Below are 26,031 nucleotides of genomic sequence, written 5' to 3' on the forward strand. Positions count from 1 at the left end.
GACCGGATTCCTAAAAGGGGCAAACGCCAGTCGGAGGGCGATCGATCGCCTTTTCAAGCTGCTCCAGAAATGATTTTCTCGGTATTTCCCGGGCACCAAAACGGATAAGATGATCCGTTCTCACCTGGCAGTCGATAAGCTTGAATCGCAGACGATTCAACGTCTCAACGAGGGTAACGAAGGCGACCTTGGAGGCATTGCTGACCCGGCTGAACATGGATTCTCCGAAAAAAGCCCGTCCGATGGAAATGCCGTAAAGCCCGCCGGCAAGCGTTCCCCCCTGCCAGGCTTCCACCGAATGGGCATATCCTTTGCGGTACAGATCGCAATAGGCGTCTTTCATCTCACCGGTGATCCAGGTTCCCTCACCGTACGACCGCTTCGCTTCGGCACACGCCTGAATCACGGATTCAAATGCCTTGTCGAACGTAATGCGAAAGTTCTTCTTCTTGATGACCTTGCGAAGTGATTTCGAAATATTGAGCTCATCCGGATACAACACCAGCCTCGGATCCGGCGACCACCAGAGGATGGGGTCGCCTGAACTGTACCAGGGGAAAATACCGCTTCGGTATGCCAACAACAGCCGCTCGGTGCTCAGGTCACCACCGACGGCCAGCAAACCCTCCTTGATGGCGAGATGGGCAGGGGGAAATGAAATTTTATTGGAGAGGGTGAAAACGGGCATCAACTATACTCGAAAACCAGTTCTTCTCCCTTCAGATCCAGCCTGACAGATCCACCCTTCTCCAAGCGGCCGAAGAGGATTTCATCCGCCAGCACATCTTTGATCTCGGTCTGGATGACACGGGCCAGGGGCCGGGCACCGTATTTGGGATCATGGCCTTTCTTTGCGAGCCATTGTCTCACCTTGCCCGAATACTCAATGGCAACTTTTTTGACCGTCAACTGGTCGGCAAACTCTTTCATGAATTTATCGACGATCATGGCCATGATTTCACGGTCGAGGGCGTTGAAGGTGATAATGCCGTCCAGTCGGTTTCTGAATTCCGGGCTGAATATTTTCTCGATAGCCTTTTTACCCCTGCCGGTAGAATCGCTTTTGGGATCCCCGAAACCGATGGTTGCGCTGCTCATCTCGCGTGAACCGGCGTTGGATGTCATCATGACGATCACATTGCGAAAATCCGCCTTTTTGCCGTTATTGTCCGTCAAGGTGGCGTGGTCGAGCACCTGCAGGAGGATGTTGAACAGGTCTTCGTGGGCCTTTTCGATTTCGTCGAGCAACAGAACACAGTATGGGTGCTTGCGGACGCCATCGGTGAGCAGACCGCCCTGGTCGAAGCCGATGTAACCGGGGGGCGCACCGATAAGCCGGGCAACGGCATGCTTTTCCATGTACTCGCTCATGTCATAGCGCATGAATTCCACATCCAGCTGCCGGGCCACCTGCCGAGCCACTTCGGTCTTGCCGACGCCCGTGGGGCCGGTGAACAGGAATGAGCCCACCGGTTTCTCCGGCTGTCCCAGGCCGGCACGAGAGCGCTTGATAGCGGTCACCAGCGCATTGATGGCGTCGTCCTGGCCAAACACCACCCGACGCAGCTGATCGCCCAGATTTTCGAGTTTGGCCTTGTCCGGTGTGGAAACGTTGACCGCCGGGATTCGAGCGATCTTGGAGACGATCTTTTCGATATCCGACGGATGAATCCATTTTCGGTTGGTTGCTCCGGAAAGCCGGATCGCCGCGCCGGCTTCATCGATGACGTCGATGGCCTTGTCCGGCAGGAATCGATCGTTGATGTACTTGGCCGACAGTTCACAGGCGGCTTTAAGCGCCGCTTCCGTGTATTCAATCTCGTGGTGCGCCTCGTAACGCGAGCGCAGTCCCTTGAGGATCTTGATGGCTTCCTTGACCGGCGGCTCCATGATGTCGATCTTTTCGAAGCGCCTGGACAGGGCACGGTCCTTTTCGAAATGATTCTTGTATTCCTCATAGGTCGTGGAGCCGATGCATCTCAGCTCACCGGTGGACAGGAAGGGCTTCAAGATATTGCTGGCATCCATGGAGCCGCTGCTGGTGGCGCCGGCGCCGACGATGGTGTGAATCTCATCAATGAACAGGATGGCGTTTTTGCGCTTTTTGAGTTCGGCCACGACGCCCTTGAGGCGCTGTTCGAAATCGCCCCTGAATTTCGATCCGGCCAGCATGCCGCCCAGATCCAACGAATAAATTCGCACCTCTTTGAGCAGGTCCGGGACCTCTCCGCCCCAGATCTTCTGGGCCAATCCTTCGGCCATGGCCGTCTTTCCCACACCCGGATCGCCAACGAAAATGGGGTTGTTTTTCCTGCGCCGGCAGAGGACCTGCATGGTGCGCTCCATTTCCAGTTCGCGGCCGATCAGCGGATCCAGCTTGCCTTTGGCAGCCTGGTCGATCAGATTCACCGTATAGGCTTCCAGCGGGCTGGATTTTTTCTTAACGCTTTTCTGTTCGGCCGGCGCGTCGGTTTCAGGCGTATCGTCGGTGATGCCCGTCGGCATTTCATGGGAGATATTGCGCAGCACATCCAGCCGGGAAATCCCCTCTTCGTTCAGGAAATAGACCGCATGGGAATCCTTTTCCATAAAAATGGAGGCCAGGATATCGCTGACGGCCACCTCTTTTTTCTCGGCCGAGCGAACGTGGTTGACGGCCCGTTGAATCACCCGCTGAAACCCGATGGTCTGCTGGAGCACGTACTCGCTCTCTTCCGGAAGCATCTCGATATTGTCCTTAAAGAACATTTCGAGATTGGCCTTGATGTTCTCTGGATTGCCGCCGCACCGTTCGACAATTTCAAGACCTGAACTGTCATGCAATATGGCAAAAAGCACGTGTTCGACACTGACGTATTCATGTCGCCGTTTTTTGGCCTCGCGTACCGCAAAGCCCAGTGTGGCGCTGAGTTCCTTACTGATCATAGTCTATTCCTGTTCCATGCTGCAGCGCAGCGGATAGCCGCTTTCACGGGCAAGATTGTGAACGGTATCGACCTTGGTTTCGGCAATTTCATGGGAGTAGCTGCCACATACCCCGATGCCCTTTCGATGGACATTCAACATGATTTTTGCCGCCGATTCAGGCGACTTGTTAAACACGTACATCAGTATCTCGACGACAAACTCCATCGTGGTGTAATCATCGTTGTGCAGCAACACCCGGTACCTGGGCGGTTCCCTGGTTTCATCCCGGGTTTCTGAACTGAGCTCTTCCTCTGTCTGGTAACGCTCGCGGGCCATAGGGTTGCGCTTGTCGGGCTTAATCGTCACTGACCGTTCATGGCCAACCGCCGGTTAACGGCGAATTGAATCCGTAGTGGTCATCTGGACCGGTGGCCGGCCCATAACTGATTTAAATCACGAGTTTCCTTTTATCTTGGGCGACTACCGGTCCGTATCGGCATAGTAAGATTATAATCATCGCCGATATGGATTGTAAAGTGCATTTCTTGGCCGGAAAAAAGGCGGGGGGGATCCGATTCCGTTGATCGGATTGTCCATCTGCAGGCATACCGTCGAGCGGTTGCCATGCGCGACGATCAGCACTCGATGTCGATAATACGGGAAATCGCGGCACCGTTTTCAATTCGAACGCTGGCGATAGAAACCGGATAGTTGAACCGTCGGTGTCCGGCACTTCCCGGATTGAGGTAGGTGACGCCATTTTTATTGAACACTTCAGGCTGGTGGGTATGTCCGCTGACAACCACATGGATTCCGGCGGTATACGGGTCAAGGTCGAGCTGGTGCAGGTCATGGAGAATGTAAAAAAAGATCCCTTCGATCTCGACCATCTCCCTGATCGGCAGCGTATGGGACCAGGAACCGTGGTCCATATTTCCTCGGACCGCCATTACCGGCGCGATCCGCTTTAGCCGGGTCAACACCTGTCCGTCGCCCACGTCACCAGCGTGTAGAATGTGCTGGCATCCCGCCAGTGCCTCTTCTACCTCCGGGCGGAGCAGTCCGTGGGTGTCGGAAAGGATGCCGATGGTTGTCGGGTTTGTCGGGTTTGTTGGGTTCATTGAGTTTGTTGGGTTCTGGGTTCGGATTGTAGAATGAAACCAAAAAAAATGTTTGACCGGCAGCCGGGAAACTTAGCTTTTTTTTAAGTCACCGATATTTTATGATTTTAATTTTCAGTCCGTGTGCGTTCAGAAGTGGTAGATTGCGGTTCAGATCAAGGCCGCAGCGTTTTTGAAACCGGAGGCGTAGCAACGCTAGGTCGAGGATATCAAAAAGGCGAGAACACTGACCTGGGCCGCAAGATGCCGTTTCTGAATGCACGCTATCCTCCGCAGCACTTCTTGTACTTCTTGCCGCTGCCGCAGGGACAGGGATCGTTGCGGCCGATTTTTGCGGATTCTCGCTTGACCGGTTTTTTGGTGGCCGGGGAATCGCCGCTACCGGAAAAGATCAGCTTCTGCTCCTTGGGCTTTTGCAACTCATCGATGTGGTCGGGCTGGGCCAGTTGGATCCGGAAGAGAATGCCCAGGGTTTCCGATTTGATGCGGTCGATGGTCTCCTGGAACATATCGAAACCTTCTTTTTTGTATACCAGCAGCGGGTTCTGCTGGGCGTACCCGCGCAGCCCGATGCCTTCCTTCAAGTGATCCATTGACAGCAGATGGTCCTTCCACAAATTGTCCACGGTCTGAAGCATCACCATCCGCTCCAGCTGGCGGAAATCATCCTCACTGCCCAGCATGGCGACTTTTTTGGTATAAATCGCGTGGGCCTGATCGTATATCTCCTGGATCAATCCCTCGTCGGTGAGCCCGTCCAGGGTATCTGCGTCCATTTTGGCCAACCGGAAATTGAACTGCTGGAATACGGCGTCTGAAATAGCCTCCCAGTCCCAATCGGCGGGAAGGGCCCGCTCATCCGCAAACTGGGTTCCGATCTCCTCGGCCGCCTCCATCATGATATCTTCGATGGTGGATTTCAGGTCAACGCCGGTCAGCAGGTCGCGGCGCTGCTTGTAGATCACCTCGCGCTGCTGGTTCATGACATCGTCATATTCGATCAGGTGCTTGCGGATATCAAAGTTGTGCGCCTCAACCTTGGATTGGGCATTCTCGATGGCCCGACTGATCAGGTTGTGCTCGATGGGTTCACCTTCTTCCATGCCCAGGCGCTCCATGATACCGGTAATGCGCTCGCCGCCGAAAATGCGCAGCAGGTCGTCCTCCAGCGCCAGATAGAAACGGGAGGAACCCGGGTCCCCCTGGCGTCCGGAGCGGCCCCGCAGCTGGTTGTCGATACGCCGGCTCTCGTGGCGTTCGGTGCCCAGGATATGCAGACCACCCAGTTCGGTCACGCCCTCGCCCAGGACAATGTCAGTACCGCGCCCGGCCATGTTGGTGGAAATCGTCACCGCCCCCTTCTGTCCGGCCATGGAGATGATCTCCGCCTCCTTCTCATGATTTTTGGCGTTGAGCACCTCGTGGGGGATGCCCTGCTTTTTCAGCTTCTTGGCCAGCTGCTCGGAGATGTCGATGGATACGGTACCCACCAGCACCGGCTGACCTTTCTGGTGAAGCGCTTTGATCTCTTCGATCGCGGCGTCGAACTTTTCCCTGCGGGTCTTGTAGATCACATCGGGAAAGTCGATGCGGATCATGGGCATGTTGGTTGGGATGACCGAGACGTCCAGGTTGTATATCTTCTTGAATTCTGCGGCCTCGGTGTCTGCCGTACCGGTCATGCCCGCCAGCTTGTCGTACATCCGGAAGTAATTCTGGAAGGTGATCGTGGCCAGGGTCTGGTTCTCGTTCTCGATCTTGACGTTCTCCTTGGCTTCGAGCGCCTGGTGCAGCCCTTCGCTGTATCGGCGGCCAGGCATGAGCCGCCCGGTAAATTCGTCAACGATGATCACCTCGCCATCTTTGACGATATAGTCTACATCGCGCTTGAACAGGGTGTGGGCCTTGAGGGCCTGGTTGGTGTGGTGAAGCAACTCGATATTGGAAGGATCGTAAAGGTTTTCGACACCCAGCAGCTTTTCTGCGTGGGCCACCCCGTCCTCGGTGAGAGCGGCGCTCCGGGCCTTCTCGTCAATCTTGAAATCCACATCCGCCTTGAATTTGGGGATGATCCCGTTGACCTGGTAGTAGAGCTGGGTCGACTTTTCGGCAGGACCGGAGATGATCAGGGGTGTCCGGGCTTCATCGATGAGAATACTGTCCACTTCGTCCACGATGGCAAAATGAAGATCCCGCTGGACCAGCGACTGCGCGTCGAATTTCATGTTGTCACGAAGATAATCGAAACCGAACTCATTGTTGGTCCCGTAGGTGATGTCAGAGCCGTAGGATTCCTTTCGCTGCCGGTCGTCGAGTCCGTGCTGGACCGTTCCCACTGACATCCCCAGGTAGGTGTAGATTTGGCCCATCCACTCCGTATCACGCCGTGCCAGATAATCGTTGACCGTGACCACATGCACGCCGCGGCCGGTGAGTGCGTTGAGGTAGACGGGCAGCGTGGCCACCAGGGTCTTGCCCTCACCGGTCTTCATCTCGGCAATTTTTCCACCGTGAAGCACCATTCCGCCGATGAGCTGAACGTCGTAGGGACGCATGCCCAGTGTGCGCATCGAGGCTTCCCTGACGGTGGCAAAGGCTTCGGGCAGCAGGTCATCCAACGGTTCCCCGTTGTCGAGGCGCGTCTTGAGCCGCGGTGTCTGGTCTTTTAGCTGCGCCTCGCTCATGGCCTTCATGTCCGGCTCCAGGGCATTGATGGCTTCCACGAAGGGTTGAAGTTTTTTCAGCTCACGTTCATTTTTGCTGCCGAACATCTGAGTTAAGAATTTACCAATCATCTATTCAATCTCCAATTTCTTCGATCGGATGTTTTCTCTGGGCGAAGTTTGCACGGGGATATCATTTTGGTATCCATACCGGTATCAGCGCGCCGGCATCCTAAACCATTTTGCCGGACCACTCAAGCGCAAAGGGGCGATTCACCTTCCCAGCACCATTGGTTCGGCCGATAAAGGCGCGATACGACCAATTTCGGGTCGGGAAAACCGCTATGCAGGTCGGTTGGACGTCTGCCTGTCAGTTCAGGATATACGTGGCGGGATTCACGGGAACGCCGTTGAGGTGAACCTCATAGTGCAGGTGGGGGCCGGTGCTGCGGCCACTATTGCCCATCTGGGCAATGATGTCGCCGCGTTTGACTTTTTCCCCCTGTTTTTTCAAGGCTTCGTTGAGATGGGCGTACCGGGTGAGCATGCCATGGCCATGATCGATGACGATCACATTGCCCATGGGCCCCTTTTTCCCCGCATAGGAAACGATGCCGTTTGCGGTCGCCAGGATAGCGGTACCCTCCCGGTTGGCGATGTCCACTCCTTTATGAAACTCTTTTCTGCCGGTAAACGGAGAAATCCGGTGACCGAAACGGGAGGTCATCCAACCATCGGTCGGTCGAATGGCCGGTGTCGAAGCCAACAGGTTGCGCTGGCCTTCCAGTTTGTCCAGCAGGTTACCGAAGCTGTTCTCCTGGCGCTGGGTCGCCGTATTGAGTTCATCCACCTGCTGGTGCATTTCACGCATCAGCCCTTCGTGTCGCTGGGTCAGCTCGAGTTGAGGGTCCAGATCGTCGGGAGCGGCCCCACCCACACCGAAAAGGTTGTTGTCGACGTGGCTGGGTGCCAGATTGGCAATCACGCGAATTTTTTCCTCGAACTGGTCCAAACCGACCAGCTTTTCCTTGAGCGCATTGATTTCATGGGCGAAGGCTTGAATCTGAAGCCGCTGCTGTCCGATCTCTTCCCGTTGCTCCTCAATGGTTTGGGCCACATAATGATTGGCTGCAAGGGATCGTCGAAGCATCTGGTAATCGTGGAAGGAAATGCCGACAAAGGCGATACCGATGGTGGTTGCCAGTGCCATGGCCACCAGCAGGGCAACGGGGATCGACAATTGTTTGACCGTCGTTCCCGAGTTGCTCAGAACAATAAGCGATAACTTTTTAGCCATTGCCTTCCGGAACCAGAATCAGATATTACATTTTTTATCAAAATATCAATTAGTTACTGACAAATTGAGCACAAACAAAAAAAGGCTACCATGATAAAGACATCATGTCAATACCACGGTAGCCGTTATGTACTTTTAACTCCCCATTTTAATTGGCAAATAGATCCAATGGGATCTAAGGGAAGTGCTTCTTTTCTCGCCTATGCGATGCCCAGTTTGAACTTTAGCGACTTCAGGGTGTTGAGCATGAGCATAGTAATGGTCATGGGGCCCACGCCGCCCGGAACCGGGGTGATGGAACCGGCAATTTCCTTGGCGGCATCGAAGTCCACATCGCCTTTAAGAATCGCTATCTTCTTGCCTGTCTTTTCACTGATTTTCTCACCCACGCGGTTGACCCCGACATCGATGACACAGGCACCGGGTTTGATCCATTCCGGCTTCACCAGATCCGGCACACCGGCGGCGACGATCAGGATGTCGGCCCGCTTGCAATGGCCGGCCAGGTCCTTGGTCCGGGTGTGGACGATGGTGACGGTGGCGTTGGCCCCGGGGCCTTTCTGGACCATCATGTTGGCAATCGGCTTGCCCACGATGTTGGAGCGTCCCACCACGACAACCTCGGCACCGCTTGTCTCGACCCCGGCACGAACGATCATCTCCTGGATTCCGGCAGGGGTGCACGGAGGAAACTTGACTTCCGAGCCACCGATCATCAACCGGCCCACGTTGACCGGATGGAAGCCATCCACATCTTTGTCCGGATCGATTGCATTGAGAACCTTTTTCTCATCAATGTGTTTGGGCAGCGGAAGCTGAACCAGGATTCCGTTGATGCTCTCATCCTTGTTGTACTTATCGATCAGCGCCAACAGATCCGCTTCGGAGATGTCCACCGACTGGTTGTCCTGAATTTCCTTGAACCCGACGCGGTGAGCGGTTTTTATTTTCAGGGTCACGTAGGAAATGGATGCCGGGCTCTCACCAACAAGGATGGTGACCAGGCCGGGAACGACGCCGTGCTTTTCCTTGATCTGTTTTACCTCGGCGGTAATTTCCTCGAGGATCTGCTCACGGATATCGGTCCCCTTAATAAGCGTTGCTGTCATCTCCACTCTCCTTTCACATTGATGGTTTCGGTGCGAAATGGTTCAAATAAAAAGCCGTTGGCGTTTTCAAAAACGATTGTGGGCAAATGGTAAAACGGCAAGGGATACGGATTTTGTCCATGGTGAAAACGCCCCTTGTTTAGTCCAAAACAGCCTGGATGTCAACATAGCGATCCCGCCGGAAATACCTGCCGCAGCTAAAGCGGAAAGGGAACGCCGTCCAAGCCGGCGGTTTCCTCGAAGCCGAACATCAGGTTCATGTTCTGGACGGCCTGCCCGGCGGCTCCCTTGACCAGGTTGTCGATGGCCGACATCAGGACCAGCCGGCCGCTGCCGGGGTCCACCACCCACCCGATGTCACACACGTTCGTACCCCTGACATGCAGGGTGTCCGGGAAGCGACCGCCGGGCAGCAGACGAATGAAAGGCTTGTCGCGGTAGTGCGACTCGAGGCAATCTCTGATTTGCCTTTCATCGGCGCCTGGCGAAAGCGTGACATAGACCGTGCTCTCCATCCCGCGGGTCATGGGCAACAGGTGGGGCACGAACGTGATCTTCACCGGCGCGCCCGCGAACCGGGCGATATTTTCCTCGATCTCCGGTGTGTGACGGTGTGCACCAACCTTGTAGGCTTTGAACGACTCGTTGACGTGGCAGAAATGCGTGGTGGCCGTGGCTTCGCGGCCGGCCCCGCTCACTCCGGATTTACAGTCGGCGATAACGGTGGCCGGATCCACCAGCTTGGCTTTGACCAGCGGTAGCAGCGGCAGCAGCACACTGGTGGGATAGCAGCCCGGGTTGCCGATCAGATCCGCGGCGGCCACCGCATCGCCATAGATCTCGCACAGCCCGTAAACCGCCTCGACCATCAGGTGGGCACAGGTGTGGGCCTGGTAGTGCAATTCATAGGCATCCCGGTTGCTGAACCGGAAGTCCGCCGAGAGGTCCACCACCCGCCGTCCCGCGTCAAGAAGATCGGGGACCATGGCCATGGAAGCCTTGTGCGGCAGTGCAAGAAAGACGACGTCGGCTTTTTTCGCGACAGCCGCCGGATCGCTCTCCGCACATTCCAGGTTCACGACCCCCCTCATGGCGGGGTAGATGGTGTCGTAAGCAATTCCGGCATCCTGCCGTGAAGTGATGACGGACAGGGAGACATCCGGATGGCCGGAAAGGATTCTGACCAGTTCGGCCCCGGCGTAGCCGGTGGCGCCGATCACGGCTGCACGAAGCATGATGACTCCTTTGCCTTTCATTTTCGGCGTTCAGCGTTGAGCGTTCAGACTCGAGCCTGCTTATCCGCCCAGATAGGCTTTCTTTACCTCGGGATCATTGATCAGGGTGTCGGAATCGCCTTCGAGCACCAGGCTTCCATTTTCCAGGACGTAGCCTTTCTGGGAAAACTTCAGGGCCAGCCGGGCATTCTGCTCAACCAGCAGTATGGCGGTGCCCTCCTGCCGGTTGATCTCTTTTAAGGCCTGGAACACATTCATCATCAGCAGCGGCGACAACCCCATGGAGGGTTCGTCCAGCAGCATCAAGCGGCGGCCGCTCATGAATGCCCGGCCGATGGCCAGCATCTGCTGCTCTCCACCGCTCATGGTTCCCGATGCCTGTGAGCGGCGCTCTTCCAGCCGGGGAAAGATTTCGAACACCCGTCGTATGTCTTTTCTTACATTGTCCCGATCTTTGCGGGCAAAGGTGGCCAGTTGGAGGTTCTCCATTACCGTCAGGTTGCCGAACAGGCGGCGGCCTTCGGGGACATGGGTGATGCCAAGCTGGCTGACCACTTTGTCTGCCGGAAAAGCGAGCAGGTCCTTCCCCAGGCAGGTCATGGCCGACCCCGCCTCAACCGGCACCATTCTGGAAACCGCGCGCAAGGTCGTGCTTTTGCCGGCGCCATTGGCACCGATGATGGTCACGATTTCACCGGCGTCGATATTGAAACTGATGCCTTGCAGGGCTTTGATATTGCCGTATGACACCCGGAGGTTCTCCACGTTGAGCAGCATCAGAAGTCCACCTCCTGTTCGCCGATGTAGGCCTCGATGACCTTGGGGTTGTTCTGGACCTCGTTGGGCGTTCCCTCCACGATGACCTGGCCGAAAACCAGCACCTGAACGCGCTGGCAGAGCTCGTGGACCACCCGCAGTCGGTGTTCGATAAGGAAAATGGCCAGGTTGAATCGCTTATGGGCGGTGCGGACCACCTCGATCATGGCCATCATCTCGTCCGGTGTCATGCCCACCGTGGGCTCGTCCAGCAAGAGCACCTTGGGTTCGATGACCATGGCACGGGCCATCTCCACGCGTCGCTGGGCACCGTAGGGCAGGTTGACCACCAGTTGGTCGGCAAACTGGTCCACGGCGAACATCTTCAGGTATTCCATGGCCAGCTCCGTGGTATGGCGTTCTTCGCGACGGCGCTTGGGGGTATCCAGAAAAGCCCCCCACAGGCCGTAGGAGAGTTTCGAGTAGCGGGCCATCTTGATGTGTTCCAGAACGGTCATATGGCGCCACAGCTTCATCTCCTGGAAGGTGCGGGCCAGCCCCATGGCAGCGGTCTGGTTGGGCTTTTTGCCAACCAGTTCCTCGCCATCGAAGACCACGGACCCCTGGGCAGGACGGTAAATGCCGGTCATCAGGTTGAAGATGGTGGTTTTGCCGGCCCCGTTGGGGCCGATGAGTCCGGTGATCTGGCCAGGGTCCAGGCTGAGATTGTATCCGGAAACGGCCTGCAGGCCGCCGAAATTGTGGCTCATATCAGTGACGTGAAGCAGCGGCATATTATTCCACCTCCTTGGGCCCGAACACCTGCCGGACATCGAATTCCTTGAAGGCGATCAGCCCGGTGGGCCGATAGATCATCACCAGAATCAGCAGCAGGGGAATGACGATCCATTTGAGAATTTCAAGGGGCCGCAGCGCCTCGCCCAGCAGGCTGATGGACACCGCACCGACGATGGACCCGTAAACCGAGTTCAAGCCGCCGAAATAGACCATGGCCAGCACTTCGGCCAGTTTCTGGACGCTGAACATGGCCGGGTTCACATAGCGCAGCACGTGGGCCAGCAGGCCGCCGGCCACACCGGCCCAGAACGCACCGAACAAAAAGGCCGTCATCTTGGTTTTACGGGTGTCCACGGTCATGGCCTCGGCTGCCGATTCATCGTCGCGCACCGCGTTGAGGGCTTTGCCCATGGTGGACGTGACGAAGTTGTTGATGGTCCAGATACCCAAGGCCATGGTGATGAATATCACCGGCAGCGTCGCCCAGTCCGGCTGTCCGGAAATGCCCCGGGAGCCGCCCAGCGCCTGCATGTTTTCGAAAAAGCTTTTCACGATGAAAAGAAAGGCCAGGCTGATGATCGCCAGGTAGTCGCCCCGCGTCTTGAAGGAAGGGATGGCGACGATCAGCGCGCCCAGAGCGGCCGCCACGCCGCCGACGATCAGCGCAAGGGGAAAGGTGAGATAGGCAACGGAAATGTTGAAAACTGCCTCTCCCAGAACCTTGTCGCTGGCAAACAACCCCACGGTGAAAAGGCTGGACATGTATGCGCCGATGGCCATGAAGCCGGGATGTGAGCACGAGAATTCGCCCATGTAGCCGTTGATGATATTCAGGCTCAAGGTAAACAGGACGGCGATCAAGGTCAACTTGAGGAAAATCAACCGGTAGTCGCTCATCTCGGCCCAGATGTGCAGGACCGCATACATCAGCCCCAGCTGAACCAGCGCGGTGACGATCAGGGGAAATCCTTGAAGGTACCGAGCCAGTGCATTGGCCGGCTTGACCACGGCCCGTGCCACGACGGCCAGCGGGAGCAGGTAGATGGCGGTCAGGTAAACCAAGGCGGCGGGAATGTGCACCCAGGTGGCCCAGTTGAACGCGTCCCCCTTGATCAGAAAATTGATGACCCCGGCCAGTACTTTGAAAATGGTAAGCAGGCCGAAAAGTACCGGCAGCTTGGGCAGCCCCAGCAGCGCAGTCAGCCATTCACCGGCCAACTGCTCCAGGAGGGCACAGGCCAGGAACCCGATCAGGTATCCCAGCAGGGGCACCGGTTTGTAAAACAGTCCCACCCGGTAAAAAATGCCGCCGGTCGGTTGCGGTGTGAGTGTTTCGTCCATGGTCATATTTCCTTGTGCGCAAATAAGCTCAGGATGCGGATTAGAGTCGCAGTTTCGCGCTGTATGCCTGCCCGAAAAGTCCGTGTGGCCTGAAAATAAGGATCATCAGGACGATGGAATAGGCGATCAGATCGCGCAGGTTGGAACCGATATTGAGTGAAAACAGACGGTTCACAATCTGAATCGCCGGTACGGTCATGATTTCGATAAAACCCAGCATGAAGCCGGCAATGCACGCGCCCATGATGGATCCGCGACCGCCGAGGATGGCCGCCACGAAGGCTTTCCACCCGAAACTGACGCCCATGTAAGGGTCCAGCACCGGATAGGCCAGGCCGAACAGGATGCCGGCGGCGGCGGCCAGCGCCGAGCCGATGGCAAAGGTCATGGCGGCGATGGTGTTCATGGGTACGCCCACCAGGGGAACCACCACGTAATCGTAGGCCATGGCCCGCATGGCCATGCCCCAACGGGTCCGGCTGATAAACTGGTGCAGGGCCAGCATCAGCCCGATGGAGACCAGAACGATCATGATTTTCTTGTTGGTCACGAACACGCCGCCGATGTTGTAGGTGGTCGATTCGATAAGCTGGGGGAACTTCAACCGCGATCCGCCCAGAAAGAGGATGTTGGATGTTTCCAGGATGATGCCGATCATCAAACCGGTGATGGCGGCAGATGCCCGGGGAGCCTCGCGCAGAGGCCGGTATCCCACCCGTTCGACGATAATGCCCACGAAGGCGGTGAGGAACATGGAGATCAGCAGCGTCATCACCAGCAGCACCCAGCCGGGAAAAACGGCTGCCGCCCCGGTGCCGAAAAGGGACAGCAACCCGATGGACACGCCAAGCCCGATATAGGCCCCCACCATGAAGATATCCCCATGGGCGAAGTTGAACAGCATCAGGATGCTGTACACCATGGAGTACCCGAGGGCGATCAGGGCGTAAAAGCTGCCCCACTGCAGGGCATTGATCAGGTTCTGCAAGAAAAAGTTAACGGTCATGGGCAGCGGCTCCCGTCAAAAGGAAAGGGAAACAGGCATGCCCGCTCCCTTTTTTTGTTGAGTCGGCCGCCACCCCGTAAAAGGGAGGCGGCCGGTGGATCACAGCAACAGCTTGTCGGATTGAGGAATTATTTGGGGCAGACCGATTTAAAAAATTCAAATTTGCCCTCGTCGTTGATCTTGACCACCACGGCGCATTTCTTCGGATCCCCGTCGGGGGTGAAGGTCATGCCGCCGGTGATGCCGGGGTAGTTCTTGATGGATGCCAGGGCGTCTTTCACCTTGGTGCGGTCGGCTTTGATATCTCCGGAAAGCTTGCCGGTGTCCTTGATGGCCTGGATCATCAACCCCAAGGAGTCCCAGGTCAAGGCGGCCACATCGTCGGGCGTTTTGCCATATGAGGCGGTGTATTCATCGATAAAAGCCTTGGTTTCTCCTTTGGCGCCGGCCGCCGCATAGTGGGTGGAAAAGTAGTACCCCTTGCAGTCGTCACCGCACAGGCCCATCAGGTCGCCGCCGCCCCAGGAGTCGGAACCCAGGATCGGCTTGGTCCAGCCCATCTCTTTGGCGGCACGCACGATCAGGGGCACTTCGCTGTAGTACTGGGGGGTAAACAGCACGTCGGCGCCGGACATCATGATATTGGTCATCTGGGCGGAAAAATCCTTGTCACCGGTGGTAAAGCTTTCGAAGGCCACGACGGAACCGGAGCCGTGGATCGACTCGAAGGCCTCCTTGAAAAACTCGGCCAAGCCCTTCGGGTAATCGGCCGCGATGTCATAAAGCACGGCCGCTTTCTTGGCGCCCAGCTCGTCAGTAGCGAAATTGGCAGCCACCGGCCCCTGGAACGGATCCAGGAAGCAGCCCCGGAAAACATAGGGTCGGTCCAGGGTGGTGTTGGGGTTGGTGGACCAGGGGCTGATCATGGGGGTGGCATAGTTGTTGGCCACCTCGCCGGCAGGCACGGCCTGGCTGGAAGACTGGGGGCCGATGATGCCCAGGACACCCTCTTCGGTGATCAGTTTCGTGCTGACCTTGACGGCAGATTCGGCCTTGTATTCGTTGTCGTCGAAGACGAACTTCAACGCATAGGTTTTGCCCCCCACGGTGACTTTCGGATTTTTCTTCAGATACATTTCCGCGGCATTTTTGGACGATGCGCCGACGTCAGGGTTGTCGCCGGTAAGGGGAATGTTGAATCCGATCTTGATGGTATCCGCTGCGCCGGCGTCCACCGCCGCAAACGTAAAGGCAATTACCGCAACCAGAGAAAATACGAGACCAACTGAAAATTTACGCATGTCACTCCTCCTTTTACTGCCGATTGGGTGGGTTTGGATGGAAAACGAGATAAATTGATTTAAATTGCCAAGGATTTCGGTTCGTCTTCAAGGCGAAGCGATGGTGGCATCACTGGGTCTGCTGCCGTTGATGCAACGCGGAAAACGGACGCAAAGACGAGCAATTGGGTTCAGTCTATCACGTTCACGATCCTGTGTTGGGGGATGAACACCCCGAAGTGGATAGCCTGACTAATTAGCATGGGCACATGTGTTTTTCAACGCCAATTTGCCTGAAGGGTTTCAAGTTCCGGATTCGGGGTTCACGATTCCGACCTCAGACCTCCAGTTACTTCCGGATCGCCTGGGCCACCATCTGTTTTAGGATCACGAGCACGTTTTCTCCCCGCTCCCGGGCAATGCGGTGAGCATCATCCACCAGTTGCCGGGCATGCCCTTCCAGCAACGCCCTTTCCGGCAACGGTTGACCGTTTCTTTCATACTGCCAGGCCAGTAGACGAAGGGCCACGTTGATCTGCTGATTTTTGAAAAAGCCCACGGTTGACCTCACTGTGGAAAATGGAAATGGCTTTGCCGTCCACCGGCCGACCCCGCTGCAAGCGACGGGTGTTTCGCTAACGGTGAACGCCTCGCCTCCATCAAGCAGGCGGCGGGATGCCGCTTCCCTCGAAGGTGTCCATCAACGCCCGCATCGATTTCAGCGTCTCGTCTGCGTTGAGTCTCTCCGGCAAAGACCGATCAGGAAGGTTTCCAGCAATATCCGCGGGTCCTGGCCAGTGGATTTCATGCGCAGATCGGTCTGGCTCAAGTCGACCATGGCCGATGTCAGCGCCTCTATGGAAAAGCTGTCTGCCTTTTTAAGTGTCTGGAAAACCGGAAAGGGGCTTTTTGGATTCTTGGACAAGACCAGATCGCTTGTCGCTGCCTTTTTCCGTTTCTTACCCTCGGTCAAGGGATTCAGGAGCGACTCCCACGCTTCCGTGAGCGATGCAAACACCGCGTCATCGGCCTGAACCGCCTTGAACGGACCGGCTTTAAACTGGGGGAAGGTCATGCGGGCTGACCAGGACCGGCCCCGGTCCCGCACGATGAAGTCCTTGGCCAGCAGCAACCGGCGAATCTGGTTGGCCACGGCCGCCAGCAGTTGCAACGGATGGATCCCGTCATCCAGCAGGCTTTGCATGAAAAACAGGACGGCAGGCAGGTCACGATCCGCCACCGCATTGGTAAACTCGAAAATGGGATCCTTGCGGGTGCGCCGCAACACGCTCGTCACATCCGCATCGGTAATCGTCTGGCGATCACCGACAAAGCTGACCAGCTTCTCCAGGTTGCCGGAAAGGGTGCGAAGATCGAATCCGGTCCACTGCATCATCCGCTTGCGGGCATCCACAGCCATTTGTTTTGAGGCCTGCGTCAGGGCTTCGTCCATGGCCGCCTGCATGACCGCATCCTGGGCCATGCGGTCCGCCCGCGTCTCCCCTTTGGGAACGGTGCAGTCCACCACCAGGCCCGTTTCATCGACAGCTTTGAACAGGGCTTTGCGGCGATCGACGAAATCAGTAGTCATCACCAGACGATGCCCGTCCGGAAACCCCTTGTCCATGGCTGTTTTGAGCAGACCCGCCTCGTCGTGCCGTTCCGGAATACGGAGCCCGTTTTCGCGACAATAATCCATCAACGGCGACAACCACGACGGCGCTTCGCCGTCGACATCATCGGCCACCTTCGTTCTCAGTGCCGGTGTGGCCAGATCGTCAATGGCCATTCCGGCAAGCGACATCAGGTTTAAAAATGGCCGCGACGCCTTTTTCATGTCGCCGCTTTGGGCGGCCTGCGCGATCTTTTGACGCAGCCCCTGCTGGGCCTTGGCCGAGTAAAACAGCCGTGCGTCCTGCAGCATCACGACTTTGGAACCGGAAAGCAGGGCATAGGTGTTCATGCTGGCCAGTACCCCGCCAATGGGCGCCTCGCCGCCGTCGAATTGCTCGACCCCGAGGGCTCTGTCCGCTTGGGGCATCAACGCATCCAGGATCCCCTCGCAGGCCTTTTTGCAGAGCATTTCTTCTCCGCATACCAACGTAACCGCCGGCCAGTCGGCAGCGGAAGCACGGCTCAGATAGTCGGCAAAGGCATGGTAGGCGATGGTTGGCATAATGGTAGTTGATCGCTCAAAGCTGAAAGCTGAAAGCTGGTCGGTCTATTCAAAGCAGAGGTCTGAAGGCGGATGACCGATGTCCGGAAAAGGACAAAATCTTTACGGGCGATCGGTGCTTGGTCCTTACCTTTTCGCCTTGAGTTCTCAGCTTAGCGCTCAGCGCTTAACGCTATTCCGGCATTTTTCCGAGCACCAGATGGACGATGAAGACCGTAATCCCCACGGTGATGGCACTGTCGGCCACATTGAAGGCCGGCCAGTGGTAGGTCCCCACATAGACATCTAAAAAATCCACCACCTCGCCGAAGCGCAACCGGTCGATCAGGTTGCCGACGGCTCCCCCGAAAATCATGGCCAGGGCCGAGGCCAGATACGGATATGTTTTGGGCGTACTCCGGTAAAAATAGACAATCAGCCCCATGGCGAAGATGGAAACGCCGACGAACAGGAGGTTGCGGACCCCCTGGCTGCCGGCCGCCATAAAACCGAAAGCGCCTCCGGGATTGCGTATATGCGTCAGGCTGAAAAACCCCTCGATCACCGGAATGGAATGATACAGCGGCATCTTTGCCAGGACCAGGAGTTTGGTCGCCTGGTCCAGCAACACAACCATCCCGGCAATCAACGCGAACGGCTTTAATCCCATCGAGGGATTCGGCGTTTCGCCGGCTGCTTTTTTTCCGGTCTGTTTTGAAGGATGGTCCGCTTCGCGGGCATCCGGTCGGGTGGTTTTCATGGTCGGCCGATCACGATGCCGCATCCATCAAATCGATCTGCGCCAGCGAACTGCCGCAACGGCTGCAGATCGTGGGATGCTCGGCAATCTGTCCCACGCTGTCGTCATAGACCCAGCACCGCTGGCACTTCACGCCGCCGGCCGGCTCCACCTTCACCCATACGCCCTCGGTCTCCTGGCCGACGTAGGCACCGGAAATCTCCCCTTTGGCCATCACGGCCCGGGAAACGATGAGAATGGATCGAAGATCGTCCTTGAAATCGCTCATGATGGCATAAAGATCATCGCTGAGCCCCACAGTGACCGACGAATCCAGGGAGTGGCCGATCACCTTTTCCGCGCGGGCCTGCTCCAGCGCCTTGGTCACCTCGGCCCTCACGCTGATCAGGGTTTCCCATTTTTTGGCCAGGCGATCATCCCGGAGTCCGGGATCCGGTTTGGGAAATGCGACCAGGTGAATGCTTCCCGCCTTTTCGTTCAAGGCCGGCATATGGCGCCATATCTCCTCGGCCGTAAAGGGCATGATGGGCGCCATGATCCGGGCCATGGCATCCAGGATGGCATACATGGCCGTCTGGGCGCTGCGCCGGGCCGTGGATGCCGCCGGGCTGGTGTAAAGCCTGTCCTTCAGGATGTCCAGATAAAAGGAGGAAAGGTCAACGGTGCAGTAGTTGTACAGACGGTGGTAGATCACGTGAAACTCGTAGGTGTCGTAGGCCTTGAGCGCCCGTGCCACCAACCCCTGGAGCGTGTGCAAGGCAAAGCGGTCGATTTCCAGCATCTGGTCGGCCGGCACGCCGTCGGTCTCCGGCGAAAAATCGTTCAGGTTCCCCAACAGGAAACGGCTGGTGTTGCGAATCCGACGGTACGCATCGCTGAGCTGTTTAAGGATGTTGTCGGAAATCCTCACATCGTCCCGGTAGTCGGACGCCGACACCCACATGCGCAGGATCTCGGCCCCGTATTTGTCGATAACCGTCTTGGGCGCCACCACGTTACCCAGGGATTTGGACTGCTTCTTACCCTCGGCGTCCACCACAAAGCCATGGGTCAACACGCTGCGGTAGGGCGCCTCTCCCCGGGTGCCCACGGCGGTTAGCAGGGCGCTGTGAAACCAGCCCCGGTGCTGGTCGCTGCCTTCCAGGTAAAGATCCGCAGGCCACTGCAGGTAGTCACGGTCTTCGAGGACGGCCGCATGACTGACGCCCGAATCGAACCAGACATCCAGGATATCGGTCTCCTTGGCAAAGGATCCATGGCCGCAGCTTTTGCAAACGGTGCCTGCCGGCAGCAGGTCGGCCGCCTCCTTTTCGAACCACACGTCGGCCCCGTGGGCGGCAAACTGATCGAACACATGGCTCATGGTCGCCTCGTCCATGTGGACGGCGTCGCAGCTTTCGCAGACGAAGACCGTGATGGGGACACCCCATGCCCGCTGACGGGATACGCACCAGTCCGGCCGGTTTTCGATCATGCCGAAAATGCGTTCCCTGCCCCAGTGGGGAATCCACTTGACCCGGTCGATCGCCTCGAGGGATTTTCTGCGCAGGCCCGTCTTCTCCATGGAGATGAACCACTGGGGGGTCGCCCGGAATATCACCGGCTGTTTGCATCGCCAGCAGTGGGGGTAACTGTGCTTGATATCGGCCTTGGCCAGCAGCACGTCCTTGTCCGCCAGGGTCTGGTTGATATTGTCGTTGGCCTTGAAAACGAACTGCCCGGCAAACCGCTCGACTTCATCGGTGAACACACCGTTGTCGTTCACCGGCGAATAGGCGTCCAGACCGTATTGAAGCCCCACGTCGTAGTCCTCCCGACCATGGCCGGGGGCGGTGTGCACGCAACCGGTTCCCGCTTCCAGGGTGACATGGTCGCCCAGGATGATCAGCGAGTCCCGCTCATAGAACGGGTGCCGGCAGCGCTTGTTTTCCAGGTCCTTGGCCTTGAGGTCGGCCAGGATACGGTAGTCGGCGATGCCGAAGGTCTTCATGCAGCTGTCCACCAGGTCCCGGGCCAGGATCAGGACCTGTCCGTCGTCGGTTTCGACGGCCGCGTAGTCGAAATCGGGATGAAGGGCCACGGCCAAGTTGGCCGGCAGGGTCCAGGGAGTGGTGGTCCAGATCACCACGGAAACCTGCCGACCGGACAACTCCGCGGCAATTTCTCCGAGGTCGTCTTTCAGGGCAAATTTGACGTACACCGAGGGAGACGTCTCGTCGTGGTATTCGATTTCAGCTTCGGCAAGGGCGGTCTTGCAGCTGCAACACCAGTGGATGGGCTTCTTGCTGCGAAACAGGCTTCCGTCCAGGGCGAACTTGCAGCACTCTCTGGCAATGGTCGCCTCGTAGCGATAGTTCATGGTCAGGTAGGGGTTGTCCCACTCGCCCATCACGCCGAGGCGCTTGAACTCGTCTCGCTGGATGTCGATGAACTTCTCGGCGTAGGCCCGGCACCGGCGGCGAACCTGGGCCTGGGTCATCTCCTTTTTTTTGGATCCGAGTTCCTTGTCCACGTTGTGTTCGATGGGCAGGCCGTGGCAGTCCCAACCCGGAACGTAAGCCGCGTCGAAACCGGCCATCTGCCGGGAGCGGATGATGATGTCCTTTAAGATTTTGTTCAGCGCCGTCCCGATATGGATATGACCGTTGGCATAAGGCGGGCCGTCATGCAGAATGAAGGTGGGACGCCCCTTTGACGCCTCCCGGATCTGGCCGTACAGTCCCATGGCATCCCACGTTTCCAGCTGATCGGGTTCGCGGGCAGCGAGGTTTGCTTTCATGGGAAAGCCGGTGTTTGGAAGGTTCAGGGTCTTCTTGTAATCCATCGATGCCTCCGTATCGGTAAATTCATGGTAAACAGGGATTTTTACTTTGAATGCCGGTTCATGTCAAGCCAATAGAACGGCGGCCTTGCCGATATTGTACCTTGAAAACTGGCCGATTTTGGGTCAGTATGTTGATTTTATCTGGAACCTGAGTTAAGCGCCTTGTGATCAAAGTGAGCCAATCATGGATTGTCAACGCCTGGAACGGCAGATCGCGTTTGTCCGCGAAGTGGACAAACTCAAAACCATCGAGCGCCAGACCCTGCTTACCGATGCATCCCGGCAGGAAAATGACGCCGAACACTCCTGGCACCTGGCCCTGATGGCCCTGGTGCTGGGTGAATACGCCGGCGGCGGGAACATCGACCTGCTGCAGGTTATCCGGATGGTCCTGGTCCACGACCTGGTGGAGATCGATGCCGGCGACACCTACTGCTACGATGAAGCGGGGTATGCGGACAAGGCCCTGCGGGAAACAACGGCGGCCGACCGCATCTTCAACCTGCTTCCGCCGGACCAGGCCGCCGATATGCGGGCCCTGTGGGACGAATTCGAGGCATCCCGAACGCCTGAAGCCAAATTCGCCAACGCACTCGACCGCCTGCAGCCGCTGATGCACAACGTTTTCACCAACGGGCTGATGTGGAAAAAACACGGCATTGTCGGCTCCCAGGTGGTCGGCCGGAACCGGAAAATTGCCGACGGCGCCCCTGACCTGTGGACAGTTGCCCGTGAGATGATCGAAAAAGCGATGGATGACGGCCATTTGGCACCCTGACGCGGACGCTTTGCAATAGAACAGGCTGCTGCACAAATGAGATGCTTTTGACGGCAGGATTGACAGGGATCCGGGTTCAAGCAACGTATATAGGAACCCAGAAACCCAATTTAAGGAGAGACCATGTCGCCCCACACCCCCATGAAAAAAGTCCTCATCATCGGCTCCGGCCCGGTCAAGATCGGACAGACCGGCGCATTCGACGACGCCGCCTGCCGGGCGTGCGAGGTATTTAGAAAAGCGGGACTCCAAACGGTGATGATCCACTGTGACCCGTCCGCCCTGGCTGCAGACATGGAAACGGCGGACCGCACCTACATGGTTCCCCTGACCCTGCAGTCACTGAAGGAAATCATTCTAAGGGAAAAACCCGACGCGCTGCTGCCCACCGTCGGCGGTCCGACAGCCATGCGGTTGGCCAACAGGTGCCGTCAAAGCGGTCTGCTGCAAGAAAACGGCATCCAGCTGTTGGGGGTGACCGACAGGACCCTTTCCCTGATCGACAACCCGACGGCATTGTTCGATATCGCCGATGACCTCGGCCTGAGATCGCCGAACGGACAATCCGCCGATGGCCTGTCGGATGCGGCGGCCGTTGCCGAGGCCATCGGATATCCTGTCTTTGTGCGCGCCGCCGATCCCGCCGGTCCGATGCGCCAGGGTATTGCCTACAACGTCGAAGAGTTGCGCCTGCTGGCTTCAGGCGGACGCCTGCCGTCCGAAAAAGTGGGCAGATTACGCGTCGAGCAGGCGCTTTCCGGGTATCGCGAAGTAGAGGTGGAACTGCTCAGCGATGCAGACAATCGCGTGCAGCTCGTCGGCATGGCCGAAAACATGGACCCCGCGGGCATTCACAGCGGCGATTCCGCAGCCGTGATTCCCCCGGTCACCATCGGGGAAGAGACTCTCCGGCAGATTGAAGCGGCGGCGTGCAGCCTGGCCCGCCAGATCCGGGTGGTCGGTGCGCTGAACGTCAAATTTGCCGTCGCAGCGTCAGCGGATCAGGAACTGGTCCTGGCCGTCAACCCTTGGTTTTCGCGCATGAGCGCCTTTTTCTCCAAGGCCTTCGACATCGACCTTGCCACCCTCCACGCCCGTCTCAGCCTGGGCGCAGAGCTGGACGATGTCCTGGCCAACGAGGGACTGCCCGCTTCGGGCATCCGCACCGGCGCCACGATCGCCGTTCGTCTGCCGGTATGGGAATTCGAACGCTTTGCAGGGGAAACCGCCAGGCTGGATGCCCGCATGAAGTCCACCGGTGAGGCCATGGGACTTGGCCGCAGTCTGCCGGAAGCCCTTCAGAAGGCGGTGCGCGTCCGGTCACCCCGGCATCCGCTGATGGGCCTCAGGTCCGAACTGGGCCAACTCAACGTCGATGATCTGATGCGCAGGCTGGTCCTGCCATCACCACAGCGCCTGTGCATGATGCACCAGGCACTGAAGCAGGGGGCCGATCCGCAAGCTCTGGCCGCGGTCACCGGTATCCACATCCACTGGATTCATCAGTTGGCTGATCTGGCGGTTCTGGAATCGAAACTGGCCGACCTGGCAGGCAATTCGCCGCCGGCTGCCCTGATCGAACAGGCGGCCGCCGCCGGTTTTTCCGAATCCGCTTTGGCCCGCCTGCTGGGTATTACGCCGGATGCGGCCGGGCGCCTGCTATCCGACGCCGGCGTCAGGATCAGGCCCCGTGCGTCGGCTGATCCGGGGCCATCCCGGATCTGGTTCAACACGACCGCCGGAGAACATACCCGGCATGCCCCATTGGGTAAAAGCGCACTGATTGTCGGACCCGGTTCCGGCCGCATCGGCCACGGCATCGAACTGGACCACTGCTGCGTACACGCTGCCAAAGCGCTGCGGGCCGCCGGCCGCCAGGCCGTCATGGTCAACGCCAATCCCGCGGCTGCAGGCGGATTGAACGATGTTGACCGCACCTATGTCGAACCGTTGACGGCCGACGATCTCAAGGCCGTCTATCGCTCGGAAAATCCCGAAGGGGTGATTCTTCAGTTCGGGGGATACGCAGCCATGGACCTGGCCCGCGAATTAAGCGAGGCCGGCTTGCCGGTATGGGGTACTGCCCATGAGCAGGTGGCCCTCTCACAGGACCGCCTGCGGTTCAGCAGCCTGCTAAAGGACATGGGCATTCCGCATCCCCACATCGGCATGGCCCACAGCCCGGAACAGGCCATGGATCTGGCCGAGGCCATCGGCTATCCGCTGGTGACCAGTGTGCCGGCAGACAGGCAGCGGAATCGCTACGGCATCGTCATGGATGGCCACATGCTGGAACAGGATTTGATGAATACAACCGTTTCCGCCGAATCGCCCATGCTGGTCGAGCAGTTCCTGGAATACGCCATCGAAGTGGAAGCCGACGCCCTTTGCGACGGCAAGGCGGTTTACGTGCCGGCCATCATGGAGCACATCGAACTGGCCGGTGTGCATTCGGGAGACTCGGCCATGGTGATGCCGCCCTACAGCACACCGCCGCGCCACCTGGAGACCATCACCGCCTACATCCAGAAGGTTGCCCTGGAGCTGGATGTCAAGGGGCTGCTCAATACCCGTTTCGCCGTGTACAATGACTCGGTCTATCTGCTGGCCGCCCGTCCATGGGCGTGCCGCTCACTGCCGCTGGTTTCCAAGATATGCAACATTCCCATGGCCGAACGGGCCGTGGAAATCATGCTCGGCATGACCGTGGACGAAATGGACCTGCCCCGGCGGTTGCTGCCCCACTACGGCATCCGCTCCTCGGTGTTTCCCTTCGATACGTTCAAAGAGGCCGATCCGCTCCTGGGGCCGCAGATGCGGTCCACCGGTCAAGTCATGGCCCTGGCGGAGATTTTCGGCATGGCCTACTACACCTCCCAGGAAGCCGCCGGCCCCACCCTGCCCCGGCAGGGAAAAGTACTCATCACGGTCACCGACGCCGACAAGCCGAGCATTTTGGAACCGGCCCGTCTGTTCAAGGAGATGGGGTTCGGCATCCAGGCCACGCGCGGCACCCATTCTTTCCTGAAGAAAAACGGCATCCCGGCCGAATTGGTCAAAAAGCTCGGCTTCGGCCGGCCCGACCTGGTGGACGCCATTAAAACCGGTGATGTGGCGCTGGTGGTCAACACCCCCAGCGGCAGACAGAGCCAGCAGGACGATGCCCATATCCGCAAGACCGCCATCCGGTACCACATCCCGGAGGTGACCACCCCGGCGGCTGCGCTGGCGGCTGCCAAGGGGATCGCCGCCCGAAAACGGGGACAGGAGGCGCTGTGCACCCTGCAGTCCTATGCGCGGGCCCTGAAGTGAACGGCGGCAGGCGGTCAGAGAGTCATCTTCATCATGATAGAGCAACATCCAACCGCAATCGACCGAACCCAAATGCATTGATCTATTGAATCGTTCAGGTGAATCGTTCAGGTGAATCGTTCAGGAGGCAGTCTCGGCGCTGTCTGCAGGATGGGCGGCTTGGTATGGATCCAACGAGGCTGAATTGTGGAAATTCGCGATGTACTGCAGATACCCGTACCCGCCAACTTCATCCAATAGCCCGTGATCGGCCAGATACCACGAAAGATTTTCCACATCGATAGGGTGTTGCATACAATAAAGCTGCGCAACCGCCTGACGGATGATCCGATGCCGTTTTAACGAAACACTATACGGGTCGATACATTGCCGCAATTTCCAGATTTTGGAATCGTCGTTGAGAATCTCGTTAAGAACTGAAATTTCGGCAAACAACCGTATTGTTTTGGGTACTGCCATCGTCTTAACCGCAATGATTAATTGTCGTACCAGTATCGTCAACCGTTGCTTCCAGATTATATATCGAAACTATTCGAGAAAACTTTAGCCGGGGTGTTTAATCAGCCAGGTGGTGTTTACCGCAGAAAATCGACAATGCCCGATCAGCACCCTCTGAATAATGAAAAAAAATAGATTCAATCGTGTGTGCGCTTATCTGGATTGAACTGCAGGCTCATTGGAGAAATGAT

At 57.6% G+C, this 26,031-nt stretch carries 20 protein-coding genes; 2 read left to right on the top strand and 18 right to left on the bottom strand.

Annotated elements, in window-relative coordinates; all coding sequences use genetic code 11:
• Positions 1 to 10: 10 nt before the first annotated feature.
• From aat to ileS, 17 genes are all read right to left on the bottom strand, one after another.
• Positions 11 to 688 carry a leucyl/phenylalanyl-tRNA--protein transferase gene (aat, locus tag ACZCED_RS06780; RefSeq protein ID WP_462969437.1) on the bottom strand — a complete coding sequence of 226 codons (678 nt, stop codon included), beginning with the start codon at positions 686 to 688 and terminating at the stop codon, positions 11 to 13.
• A complete protein-coding gene (gene clpA, locus ACZCED_RS06785; RefSeq protein WP_462969436.1) occupies positions 688 to 2,925 on the bottom strand; it encodes an ATP-dependent Clp protease ATP-binding subunit ClpA in 2,238 nt (745 codons plus the stop codon). Before clpA ends, aat begins: the two co-directional genes overlap by 1 nt.
• A gap of 3 nt (positions 2,926 to 2,928) precedes the next feature.
• On the bottom strand, positions 2,929 to 3,273 hold the full coding sequence (gene clpS, locus ACZCED_RS06790; RefSeq protein ID WP_462969435.1) for an ATP-dependent Clp protease adapter ClpS: 345 nt from the start codon (positions 3,271 to 3,273) through the stop codon (positions 2,929 to 2,931).
• 269 nt (positions 3,274 to 3,542) lie between these two features.
• On the bottom strand, positions 3,543 to 4,028 hold the full coding sequence (locus ACZCED_RS06795; protein ID WP_462969434.1) for a metallophosphoesterase family protein: 486 nt from the start codon (positions 4,026 to 4,028) through the stop codon (positions 3,543 to 3,545).
• Positions 4,029 to 4,291: 263 nt separating this feature from the next.
• Positions 4,292 to 6,823, bottom strand: a complete 2,532-nt coding sequence (secA, locus tag ACZCED_RS06800) for a preprotein translocase subunit SecA (protein WP_464860474.1) — start codon at positions 6,821 to 6,823, stop codon at positions 4,292 to 4,294.
• 238 nt (positions 6,824 to 7,061) lie between these two features.
• The gene (locus ACZCED_RS06805) at positions 7,062 to 7,988 is read right to left on the bottom strand and encodes a peptidoglycan DD-metalloendopeptidase family protein (protein WP_462972083.1); all 927 of its coding nucleotides are present in this window, start codon (positions 7,986 to 7,988) and stop codon (positions 7,062 to 7,064) included.
• Positions 7,989 to 8,188: 200 nt separating this feature from the next.
• Complete coding sequence (folD, locus tag ACZCED_RS06810; RefSeq protein WP_462972082.1) at positions 8,189 to 9,097, bottom strand: bifunctional methylenetetrahydrofolate dehydrogenase/methenyltetrahydrofolate cyclohydrolase FolD; 909 nt, start codon at positions 9,095 to 9,097, stop codon at positions 8,189 to 8,191.
• 197 nt (positions 9,098 to 9,294) lie between these two features.
• Positions 9,295 to 10,332 (bottom strand): N-acetyl-gamma-glutamyl-phosphate reductase, encoded by a 1,038-nt coding sequence (argC, locus tag ACZCED_RS06815; RefSeq protein WP_462972081.1) that lies wholly within the window; start codon positions 10,330 to 10,332, stop codon positions 9,295 to 9,297.
• 60 nt (positions 10,333 to 10,392) lie between these two features.
• Complete coding sequence (locus ACZCED_RS06820; RefSeq protein ID WP_462972080.1) at positions 10,393 to 11,109, bottom strand: ABC transporter ATP-binding protein; 717 nt, start codon at positions 11,107 to 11,109, stop codon at positions 10,393 to 10,395.
• Complete coding sequence (locus tag ACZCED_RS06825) at positions 11,109 to 11,882, bottom strand: ABC transporter ATP-binding protein (protein WP_462972079.1); 774 nt, start codon at positions 11,880 to 11,882, stop codon at positions 11,109 to 11,111. The genes ACZCED_RS06820 and ACZCED_RS06825 overlap by 1 nt, the downstream gene beginning before the upstream one ends.
• Position 11,883: 1 nt before the next feature.
• Complete coding sequence (locus ACZCED_RS06830; RefSeq protein WP_462972078.1) at positions 11,884 to 13,227, bottom strand: branched-chain amino acid ABC transporter permease; 1,344 nt, start codon at positions 13,225 to 13,227, stop codon at positions 11,884 to 11,886.
• A 40-nt stretch (positions 13,228 to 13,267) separates the two neighbouring features.
• Positions 13,268 to 14,233 carry a branched-chain amino acid ABC transporter permease gene (locus tag ACZCED_RS06835; RefSeq protein ID WP_462972077.1) on the bottom strand — a complete coding sequence of 322 codons (966 nt, stop codon included), beginning with the start codon at positions 14,231 to 14,233 and terminating at the stop codon, positions 13,268 to 13,270.
• A 128-nt stretch (positions 14,234 to 14,361) separates the two neighbouring features.
• Entirely contained in the window at positions 14,362 to 15,534 is a 1,173-nt protein-coding gene (locus ACZCED_RS06840; protein WP_464860475.1) for an ABC transporter substrate-binding protein, read from the bottom strand.
• 328 nt (positions 15,535 to 15,862) lie between these two features.
• Positions 15,863 to 16,072: a hypothetical protein gene (locus tag ACZCED_RS06845; RefSeq protein WP_464860476.1), complete on the bottom strand. Its 210-nt coding sequence runs from the start codon at positions 16,070 to 16,072 to the stop codon at positions 15,863 to 15,865.
• A 159-nt stretch (positions 16,073 to 16,231) separates the two neighbouring features.
• Entirely contained in the window at positions 16,232 to 17,689 is a 1,458-nt protein-coding gene (holA, locus tag ACZCED_RS06850) for a DNA polymerase III subunit delta (protein WP_464860477.1), read from the bottom strand.
• A gap of 172 nt (positions 17,690 to 17,861) precedes the next feature.
• Positions 17,862 to 18,428: a signal peptidase II gene (gene lspA / locus ACZCED_RS06855; protein ID WP_464860478.1), complete on the bottom strand. Its 567-nt coding sequence runs from the start codon at positions 18,426 to 18,428 to the stop codon at positions 17,862 to 17,864.
• A 10-nt stretch (positions 18,429 to 18,438) separates the two neighbouring features.
• The gene (ileS, locus tag ACZCED_RS06860) at positions 18,439 to 21,252 is read right to left on the bottom strand and encodes an isoleucine--tRNA ligase (RefSeq protein WP_464860479.1); all 2,814 of its coding nucleotides are present in this window, start codon (positions 21,250 to 21,252) and stop codon (positions 18,439 to 18,441) included.
• Positions 21,253 to 21,436: 184 nt separating this feature from the next.
• Between ileS and ACZCED_RS06865 the strand changes: the two genes are divergently transcribed.
• On the top strand, positions 21,437 to 22,030 hold the full coding sequence (locus ACZCED_RS06865) for an HD domain-containing protein (RefSeq protein WP_462971404.1): 594 nt from the start codon (positions 21,437 to 21,439) through the stop codon (positions 22,028 to 22,030).
• Between the two features lie 123 nt (positions 22,031 to 22,153).
• Entirely contained in the window at positions 22,154 to 25,342 is a 3,189-nt protein-coding gene (gene carB, locus ACZCED_RS06870) for a carbamoyl-phosphate synthase large subunit (protein ID WP_462971403.1), read from the top strand.
• Positions 25,343 to 25,462: 120 nt separating this feature from the next.
• Here the strand turns inward: carB and ACZCED_RS06875 are convergent, their stop codons facing one another.
• Positions 25,463 to 25,801: a DnaB-like helicase N-terminal domain-containing protein gene (locus tag ACZCED_RS06875; RefSeq protein WP_462971402.1), complete on the bottom strand. Its 339-nt coding sequence runs from the start codon at positions 25,799 to 25,801 to the stop codon at positions 25,463 to 25,465.
• Positions 25,802 to 26,031: the final 230 nt, after the last annotated feature.

The organism is Desulfosarcina sp., assembly GCF_055467485.1.